Here is an 8,349-nt window from a genome sequence, read left to right as displayed (position 1 = left end):
CCGTCATCCCCAAATGATCACGCAAAAAGCCAGACAATAACGTCCGTCCCTCAACTTCACCGCTCACAGCTACGCCGTTCACAGTCATCGAAATCTTCATCAGATTTTCCTCCCTTAAATTTTCGGATCAACCGCCGAACAGGCGCTTGAACCATCCTTTTTTCTCTTCCGGCGGCGGCGCTGCCTGAGCTGGCTCAGCCGACGTTTCTGACACAGCAGGGGCCGCTGCCGGTTCGGGCGCAGCCTCGGCAGGCGCGGGCTGAGGGTCTTCCTCGACCGCATTCTGGAAATTCTCAAAGAACTGGTCGGCCATTTTCTTGGCCACGCCATCAATGACCCGCCCCCCTAGCTGAGCCAGCTTGCCGCCCACGCGCGCATCGACATTATAGGCCAGCAACGTCCCCTCGGGCGCATCCGACAAGGTGACATCTGCTGCACCCTTGGCAAATCCGGCGGCCCCGCCTTTGCCTTCCCCAGATAGCTTGACGCTTTCCTGATCCACCATGTCCGACAGGGTCACTTCACCTTTGAACGTGGCCTTTACGGGTCCGACCTTCTGCACCACTGTCGCGGCAAACCCATTTTCTGCTGTTCCCGACATTTCTTTGCAGCCGGGGACACATTCTTTCAGAATGTCGGCCGATAGCAGTGCCTCCCAGACTTTGGAACGTGGGGCCGCAATGACGCGGCTGTCATGAAGTTCCATGTCACTCCCTCCAGTATTTTCGGTTAAGCTACGCGGTGATCTACCCGGTGCCTATAAGACCTTGGGTGTAGTCACCGCAGTTTCGGCGGTGCATGCGTCAGGCCGTGCGCGGCGAATATCTGCTCGATCCGGCCATCCTGAAGCGCTGCATAAATCGCATCGTCCACTGCATAGCTGAGGCCGCGATAGGCGAAATGAACCGCAACGCCACTGGTCCAGCTGCTGACGGCAAAACCGGGCAAGGGCGGCGTGTGCAGATCCAATTCGGGCGTCAAACCGGCTTCGAGCTGAGCGCGTGGGCCCATGGCCGCCATGGTGTCACCTGCCGCCAAGGCCTCCATAGCAAGACCCGCTGTGGGAAAGCGGTGCACATTCTGCGCAAGCTGGCCGCCCGGAAAGGCCGACAGGTAGAAATCAGCAATCGAGTCATTTTCCACCGCGACCGTATCAAAGCGGAAATAGGCCGGAACGGGCGGGTCTTCGGGGTATTCATCCTTGCGATAGGCAATCGCGATTTCTTCATCGTGATACTGACCGGTGAAAACCACTTGTTCTACCCGACAGGCGAATTCACTGTCATAGGGGACGTGTAGCATCACATTGGCGACACGTCCGTTGATCAAAGGGCCTTTCCAGACCCAGTTGCGCAGGTCGGCTTCAAGATTTTCTCCTGCGGCGACCAGATTGAACCGAGCTTCGACACCCAGATCTTCGGCAATCAACTTGCCGATTTCTATATCGACGCCCTGAATCCTGCCGTCTTCCTCGAACGACCATGGGGCGAAATCCTCATAGGCTGCGAACTCAATATAACCGCGCTCGATAATGGTATCGAGATCGGCTCCCACGATGTCACGGCTGGCGTTTTGCGGTTTGGGTTGGGGCACATGATCTTCACACCTGGCCATTGCTTGCCCGGTGGTCAGGGCCGCAGCCAACAGGGAGAAAACAAAAAAGCGTCCGATCATGTGCCCCACTCTGCCGATCTATTGCGCGGCAGACAAGCCGATGGTCAGCTGTTCCGCTGCCTCGGCAAAGTTCGGGCTGTCCCCCGAAATTAATACAGCGGCGCGTAGGGCGACGCTATCGGCCACGGGCGCGCCCGAGCCGGTCTCAATCGTTCCCGCAATCTCGCTGAGTTCAGATTGTAGCGCGGCTGCGTCTCCGTCGCCGCCGTTGGCCATCGCGGCCAGCAGATCACGGATCTCCTTCAGCCGGTCGGAATGATCGTCCAAAGCCCCGTCATCGGGACGGGTTTCTATATATGTGCGGATGGCCCACGCGGCCTTCTGGCCCAAAAGCTCGCCAAAGGCGGGCATCTTGGTGATCCCGTTCTGAGTGTAACCTTCGCGGAACCGCTCGGCATACCATTCATCGCCATATTCTTCGGCCTCAAGATACCTCAGATCAGGGGCCAACCCGCCCGAGACAACACCCAAACCATGGCATCGCGCGCAGTTCTGGTTATAGCCGGAATCACCAATTTCAATCGCCGCCTGCCAGACCTCTTCTCCCTTGTCGCGGTAAGGGTTCTCGATCAGCCACTCATCGCCCACATCGGGCAGAGCGTCAGTATTCACGGGCTGCGGGGCGACATCGCCATGGGCCAGCGCCATGCCGCCAGCCATGACGGCGCCTAGCATTACGCTATAAAAACCTGGACGCATCTTATCCTCCTCTACGACGCTTTCCCCGGTCATAGCTTAGCAGAATTCAGCATGGAATTAGACCTTGGTTGCACATTGGGGGGTAGCTGCGACTAAGGTCTAATGGTCCCGAAAGGGATGAGCAGATTTTATCAAATTGCTAGGGAGGAGGCGTCGACATGAAAACCTATTTGCGCGCCTTGATCGCTTCGGCTCTGCTGCCGGTCGCAGCTTTTGCCGAGGTTGAGGTTTCGGTCACATATTTGCAGATGCAGGTACCGCGGCCTCCGGTTTTATCCAACCTTGATCCGATTCCGGACGATCTGGGCGTGGCAGGGGCCGAGCTGGCCTTGACCGATAATCTGACAACCGCGAAATTCCTGGGGCACAAATACAATCTGTCCGTCACATCCGTTCCCGAAGGTGGCGATTGGCTGACCGCAGCCCGTCAGGCTTTGGCGGACAGCCCGTTTCTGATCCTCGATGCGCCTGCACAAGCGCAGCTGGACGTTGCTGACCTGCCTGAGACGGCGAACGCTATTCTGTTCAACGCATCCGCGTCTGATCTGGATGTGCGAGACCAGAATTGCCGCGCCAATCTGCTGCATACTTTGCCGTCGAACATGATGCGCACCGATGCGCTGGTTCAATTTCTGGTCAAACGCCGCTGGGACGAGTTGGTGATGATCACCGGCGTCCATCCCGGTGATCAGGCCTTTGCACAGTCTCTCAAACGTTCGCTGGAAAAATTCCGTCTGGAGCTGAGCGCCGAAAAGACATGGGAATTCGACGCCGACCTGCGCCGCAACGCCGCCCAAGAGGTGCCGCTGTTTACACAGGAATTCGGTGACTATGACATCCTGCTGGTCGCCGATGAATTGGACGATTTCGGCCGGTATATCGAATTCAACACATGGCAGGCCCGCCCCGTGGCAGGGTCCGACGGACTGCAACCTGTAACGTGGTCGCGTGTGGTGGAACAATGGGGCGCGGTCCAGATGCAAAACCGGTTCACCGAACAGACCGGCCGCAGCATGATGCCAAAGGATTATGCAGCATGGGCCGCCTACCGGACTTTGGGCGAGGCAGTGACACGCACGCAATCCAGTGACCCGACCGTTTTGCTCGACTACATCCTGTCGGACGATTTCGAACTGGCCGGGTTCAAGGGCAGGGCGATGAATTTCCGGTCCTGGAACGGGCAGTTGCGGCAACCGATCCCATTGGTCACCGACCGCGCCGTCGTTGCGATGGCGCCGCTGGAGGGGTTCTTGCACCAGCGCACGGAACTCGACACGTTGGGACTAGACGAGGGCGAAAGCCAGTGTCAGGCATTCAGGGAGTAACTGGGATGAGATTGACAGCACTTCTGGCGGCGACCGCCCTCTGCGCACCGGCGGCCGCGGACGAAATGTGGATCAGCAATGAAAAGGACGACACGCTGAGCGTGATCGACATCCAGACGCTCGAGGTGATCCGTACGATAGAAACCGGCGAACGCCCACGCGGGATCACCTTTTCCAAGGATTTCTCGGTGCTGTATATCTGCGCCTCGGACAGCGACGCGGTGCAGGTGATGGACCCGGAAACGGGCGAGATCCTACACGATCTGCCCTCGGGCGAGGACCCCGAGCAATTTGTGCTGCACCCCAATGATCGCCATCTTTATATCGCTAACGAAGACGACGCGATCACCACCGTAGTCGATACGGAATCGCGCACCGTAATTGCTCAGATCGACGTCGGGATTGAGCCCGAAGGGATGGCTGTGTCCCCCGATGGCAAGATCGCCATCACCACGTCCGAGACCACCAACATGGCTCATTGGATCGACACCGAAACGCAAGAGCTGTTCGCCAACACTCTGGTCGATTCCCGCCCGCGCCACGCGGAATTCCTGAAGGATGGGACCGAGCTTTGGGTCAGCTCGGAAATCGGCGGTACCATCACGGTGTTCGACGTGGAAACACAGACCGAAAAGGCCAAGATCGAGTTCGAGGTCGAAGGTGTCCACCCCGACCGGGTGCAACCCGTGGGGTTTGAACTGTCCAACGGGGATGAGACCGCCTTTGTCGCGCTGGGACCGTCGAACCATGTGGCGGCCGTGAATGCCGAAACCTATGAGGTTGAAGACTACATCCTTGTGGGGCGTCGCGTCTGGCACATGGATTTCAACGCCGACAAATCGCTGCTGTTCACCACAAACGGCGTATCCGGCGATGTGACCGTGATCGACGTGGCGAAACGCGAACCCATCAAGACAATCAAGGTCGGACGCTTCCCCTGGGGCGCGGCCTTCCGTCCGACCAACTGAAAGAATTTCGAGGAGACTTAAGAGATGAAGCAAGTGATATGCGTGGCCGCGATGATGGCTATGGCTTTGCCAGCTGCGGCTTTGGCCGATGATGACGATGACGGATTTGGTCTGGCCGGAATTTTGTCGGCGAAGAACAAAGAAGACCTGCCGCCGATCACTCTGTCCGCCGGTGTGCCTCTGGCCGAGGCCTCGTGGGTGCTGAAATCCGGCATGTATTACGAGTTCGAGATTCAGGGCGATGGCAGTCAGGAACTGGCTTTGGTTGGTCCTGAATTCTTCCGCGCGATCTGGGTTGATGAAATCGTCGTCGAAGGACTGGAAATCCGCCCTCTGGGGCTGGACTCGGTCGAATTCGATGATGCTGGTGAGATGGAAATAGGCTTTGTCGCGATCAAGCCGGGCAGCTACTATCTGAAAGTGCCGGGCAGCACCGGCGAAACACAGCGGCTGGAGATTACCATTCAGTGACAGGGCTTTCAGTCCGAAATGTCAGCTACGCCTATGGCGAGAAACGCGCGCTTGATGATGTGAGCTTTCATGTCCCCCAGGGCGCGTTTTGTGCGTTGCTGGGACCGAACGGAGCAGGGAAGTCGACCCTGTTTTCTCTTCTGACACGGTTGTTTACCACGGCGCAGGGCGTGATCGAGGTTGCAGGGTTCGACATCTCAAAACAGCCCCGTCAGGCGCTGGCTCAGATTGGCGTGGTGTTTCAACAACCTACGTTGGACCTGGATCTGACGGTGCACCGCAACCTCAGTTATTTCGCCGCTTTGCACGGGTTGGCGGGGCGCGATGCCGAAACGCGGATCTCAGCCGCGCTTGACCGGCTGGACATGGCCGAACGCGCGGCCGAACGCACCCGCGACCTGAATGGCGGGCACCGTCGAAGGCTGGAGATTGCACGCAGCCTAGTCCATTCCCCTTCGGTTCTTCTGCTGGACGAGCCAACGGTTGGACTAGATGCGGCCGCCCGAAAAGCCATCACGCAGCATGTCCATGCGCTGTCGCAGCAGGACGGGCTGACCGTGCTCTGGGCGACGCATTTGACCGACGAGATCGAGCCGGATGACCACGTCGCCATCCTTCACCGTGGCAAGCTGCTGAAACAGGAACTGTGCAGCGACCTGACCAGCGGACAACCTTTGCAACACGTCTTTCTGTCCATGACAGGGGCCACGGCATGACCGGCGCGCTGATTGCCCTGCGCGCCATTCTGATACGCGAGGCACTACGTTTTGTTCGTCAGCGCAGCCGATTTGTCGCCGCGCTGGTGCGTCCTCTGGTCTGGCTGATTGTCTTTGCCGCCGGATTTCGCGCGGCATTGGGCCTGTCTATCACGCCACCCTATCAGACCTATATCACATATGAGATTTACATCGTTCCCGGCCTGTGCGGTATGATTATGCTGTTCAACGGGATGCAAAGCTCTCTCAGTCTTGTCTATGACCGCGAGATGGGCTCCATGCGCTTGCTGCTGACCAGCCCTTTGCCCCGCTGGTGGCTTTTGTTTTGCCGCTTGCTGGCCAGCACGACGATCTCGATCCTGCAGGTCTATACCTTTCTTGCGGTCGCCGCGGTTTACGGCATCGATATGCCAATCATTGGTTATCTGCTGGTGTTCCCGGCACTGATCGTGGCGGGGCTGATGCTCGGCGCGTTGGGGTTGGCGCTGTCCTCGGCCATCAAGCAGCTTGAAAATTTCGCGGGGGTTATGAACTTTGTCATCTTCCCAATGTTCTTCCTGTCCTCGGCGCTTTACCCGCTGTGGAAGATGGCCGAAAGCTCGGCCCTGTTGCGCGATATCTGCGCGTTCAACCCTTTCACCCACGCGGTCGAGTTGATCCGTTTTGCGCTCTACGGGCAATTCAACGCCGCAGCCCTCGGATGGACGATTCTGGCCGGGTTTATTTTCCTGGGACTTGCGCTTTGGGGATATGATCCGGCGCGGGGAGTGAAGAAACCCCGCGGGTAGAGCCTCTACGACCATGGCAGACGTGAAATCGCGCGAGTGTTGAGGTAGACTACCCCAAAACCAGAGGGCTCGACCATGATCCGTATCGCTGCACTGTCCCTGTTCATAGCGTCCGCCGCCTCGGCCCAAACGGTCGAGGATGAGTTCGGCACGCTCAACCCGCAGGACACAGGATGGGGCAAGGTCATGAGCAATATCGACAACGGTATCACCGACATGACCACCTGCGCGTCGGGCTACTACATGACCAAGTCAGGGCGGCATGATCTGGCGCGTACTTTGTTCAGAACCTGCGCCGAGGCGGGCTATACCGGAGCCATGACATGGATGGGTCAGTTGGACAATAACGGTCTAGCGGGTCCCTATGACCCGGACGCAGCCGCCGCATGGGACAAACGCGCCGCCGATCTGGGCGATCCGGTTGGAAAGTTCAATTATGGCCTCAACCTGCTGCGCGGGCACGGTGTGGCGCAGAATCAGGAACTGGGACGCGCCTATGTCGATGAAGCCGCGCGGGAAGGGCTGAAAATCGCCAAACGGCTGCAAGAATCGGGCTATGATCCGAACGAAGTCACACCCGACGCGGATGAATGGAAATACGCGCCCCTGTTCTGAAAAGCGCAATATCCCCACATTTCTACGACCAAAGGATGAGGGTGCGCCTTCAGTTTCTTGATGTACGTCAAGCCCTTGCCCCCAGCGGAATTCGTATCATTCGAAAAACGTTTGGAGGACCCTATGAAACACCTCGCCTTGTCACTTGGCCTCGTCGCTTACGCCATCTCGGCCCCACCCGCGCTGGCTCAATCCACCTTCGACCGCATCAAGGTTGACGCCGGTGAAGATCTGTTTTTCTCGGAATGTCGACGTTGTCACGCGCCGGATGCCACGGATCCAAGCTATGGGCCTCAGTTGGAAGGGATCGTAGGGCGCAAGGCAGGAACCGTTGACGGCTATGACTATTCAGACGCGCTTGCAGGTTCCAGTATCGTCTGGACGCCCGCAGCACTGCGCGCATGGATGGAGGACAATGACGGTTTCATGCCCGGCACCAAGATGCGCCATGTGGGTATCGAAGACCGAACGATTCAGGATTTTATTCTGGCTTACCTGAGCAGCCTTTCCGCGCAATAACCCTATTCAATCACGATACCTGGCAACCAGTGGCTGTCAGGGTCGGATTCGTGGATGTCATCATGCTTTATCGGTCTGAGGTTCCCGGCCTCGGGCGGTGCAGACAACACGTCCATGTCCATTTCGTGCAATTGCCCAACAAGATGGTCGCCGTCCGCGTTCAAGCGGTAGTAGATGCCGTTCCACATGTTGATACCGTATTCGGTCGCTCCCTTATGGATGAACAAAAGATCATATTCCAGATCGGTCAGATCCTCTGCGGAAACATACCGCTGCAACTCGTAGGGGTAGGGGACATGGCACCAGTGTTTGTCCGGGCCTTCCAAGCACTTAAACGGGCGCATTGACAAGAAATGTTCGGAAAACACCTCGTCATTGAATTCGAGATCGTAGATCGTTGTCTCGCCATTTTGCGAGAATTTTACGTACCCTATCAGTATTCTATGCCCAGCATCATCAACGAGAAAAATCTCTTTCTGCCCGGTTAACGGTTTGGCCACCGAAGGTAGGGCCGAAGCAAGGCCAAGCAGCACAATGCTTGAAAAAAGCCGTCGCATTGTATCCTCCCTTCAGA

11 protein-coding genes and 1 pseudogene are annotated in these 8,349 nt (G+C 57.7%); 7 read left to right on the top strand and 5 right to left on the bottom strand.

From position 1 onward, the window contains the following. From ACR0CA_RS19800 to pedF, 4 genes and pseudogenes are all read right to left on the bottom strand, one after another. Positions 1-103: pseudogene (locus ACR0CA_RS19800) on the bottom strand ((2Fe-2S)-binding protein); the annotation flags it as partial. A gap of 24 nt (positions 104-127) precedes the next feature. After that, positions 128-706: an SRPBCC family protein gene (locus ACR0CA_RS19795; RefSeq protein ID WP_480900881.1), complete on the bottom strand. Its 579-nt coding sequence runs from the start codon at positions 704-706 to the stop codon at positions 128-130. A 71-nt stretch (positions 707-777) separates the two neighbouring features. Then, on the bottom strand, positions 778-1,674 hold the full coding sequence (locus ACR0CA_RS19790; protein WP_480506045.1) for a substrate-binding periplasmic protein: 897 nt from the start codon (positions 1,672-1,674) through the stop codon (positions 778-780). An 18-nt stretch (positions 1,675-1,692) separates the two neighbouring features. Continuing rightward, positions 1,693-2,373, bottom strand: a complete 681-nt coding sequence (gene pedF, locus ACR0CA_RS19785; protein ID WP_170791700.1) for a cytochrome c-550 PedF — start codon at positions 2,371-2,373, stop codon at positions 1,693-1,695. A gap of 158 nt (positions 2,374-2,531) precedes the next feature. On the opposite strand from pedF, the gene ACR0CA_RS19780 reads away from it, so the two are divergent. From ACR0CA_RS19780 to ACR0CA_RS19750, 7 genes are all read left to right on the top strand, one after another. Next, positions 2,532-3,698: an ABC transporter substrate-binding protein gene (locus ACR0CA_RS19780; RefSeq protein ID WP_480900878.1), complete on the top strand. Its 1,167-nt coding sequence runs from the start codon at positions 2,532-2,534 to the stop codon at positions 3,696-3,698. Between the two features lie 5 nt (positions 3,699-3,703). Next, positions 3,704-4,666 (top strand): YVTN family beta-propeller repeat protein, encoded by a 963-nt coding sequence (locus tag ACR0CA_RS19775; protein WP_480860929.1) that lies wholly within the window; start codon positions 3,704-3,706, stop codon positions 4,664-4,666. 24 nt (positions 4,667-4,690) lie between these two features. Beyond that, positions 4,691-5,137, top strand: coding sequence for a hypothetical protein (locus tag ACR0CA_RS19770; RefSeq protein ID WP_480900876.1), 447 nt, complete (start codon positions 4,691-4,693; stop codon positions 5,135-5,137). Further along, positions 5,134-5,853, top strand: a complete 720-nt coding sequence (locus ACR0CA_RS19765) for an ABC transporter ATP-binding protein (protein ID WP_480900874.1) — start codon at positions 5,134-5,136, stop codon at positions 5,851-5,853. The genes ACR0CA_RS19770 and ACR0CA_RS19765 overlap by 4 nt, the downstream gene beginning before the upstream one ends. Further along, entirely contained in the window at positions 5,850-6,641 is a 792-nt protein-coding gene (locus ACR0CA_RS19760; protein ID WP_170775731.1) for an ABC transporter permease, read from the top strand. Before ACR0CA_RS19765 ends, ACR0CA_RS19760 begins: the two co-directional genes overlap by 4 nt. 75 nt (positions 6,642-6,716) lie before the next feature. Further along, positions 6,717-7,256: an SEL1-like repeat protein gene (locus ACR0CA_RS19755; protein ID WP_174819528.1), complete on the top strand. Its 540-nt coding sequence runs from the start codon at positions 6,717-6,719 to the stop codon at positions 7,254-7,256. 123 nt (positions 7,257-7,379) lie between these two features. Next, entirely contained in the window at positions 7,380-7,775 is a 396-nt protein-coding gene (locus tag ACR0CA_RS19750; RefSeq protein ID WP_480900871.1) for a c-type cytochrome, read from the top strand. Between the two features lie 2 nt (positions 7,776-7,777). On the opposite strand, the gene ACR0CA_RS19745 is transcribed toward ACR0CA_RS19750, so the two are convergent. Continuing rightward, on the bottom strand, positions 7,778-8,332 hold the full coding sequence (locus tag ACR0CA_RS19745) for a hypothetical protein (protein WP_480900869.1): 555 nt from the start codon (positions 8,330-8,332) through the stop codon (positions 7,778-7,780). Between the last annotated feature and the right edge of the window lie 17 nt (positions 8,333-8,349).

It is taken from the genome of Ruegeria sp. F12, from assembly GCF_056533885.1.
This window is presented reverse-complemented; position numbering and strand designations above follow the sequence as displayed.

Coding starts and splice junctions, on each gene's coding strand:
- ACR0CA_RS19760 (WP_170775731.1), top strand. CDS start 5,850: ATGACCGGCGCGCTGATTGCCCTGCGCGCCATTCTGATACGCGAGGCA.
- pedF (WP_170791700.1), bottom strand. CDS start 2,373: ATGCGTCCAGGTTTTTATAGCGTAATGCTAGGCGCCGTCATGGCTGGC.
- ACR0CA_RS19755 (WP_174819528.1), top strand. CDS start 6,717: ATGATCCGTATCGCTGCACTGTCCCTGTTCATAGCGTCCGCCGCCTCG.
- ACR0CA_RS19745 (WP_480900869.1), bottom strand. CDS start 8,332: ATGCGACGGCTTTTTTCAAGCATTGTGCTGCTTGGCCTTGCTTCGGCC.
- ACR0CA_RS19770 (WP_480900876.1), top strand. CDS start 4,691: ATGAAGCAAGTGATATGCGTGGCCGCGATGATGGCTATGGCTTTGCCA.
- ACR0CA_RS19795 (WP_480900881.1), bottom strand. CDS start 706: ATGGAACTTCATGACAGCCGCGTCATTGCGGCCCCACGTTCCAAAGTC.
- ACR0CA_RS19750 (WP_480900871.1), top strand. CDS start 7,380: ATGAAACACCTCGCCTTGTCACTTGGCCTCGTCGCTTACGCCATCTCG.
- ACR0CA_RS19780 (WP_480900878.1), top strand. CDS start 2,532: ATGAAAACCTATTTGCGCGCCTTGATCGCTTCGGCTCTGCTGCCGGTC.
- ACR0CA_RS19775 (WP_480860929.1), top strand. CDS start 3,704: ATGAGATTGACAGCACTTCTGGCGGCGACCGCCCTCTGCGCACCGGCG.
- ACR0CA_RS19790 (WP_480506045.1), bottom strand. CDS start 1,674: ATGATCGGACGCTTTTTTGTTTTCTCCCTGTTGGCTGCGGCCCTGACC.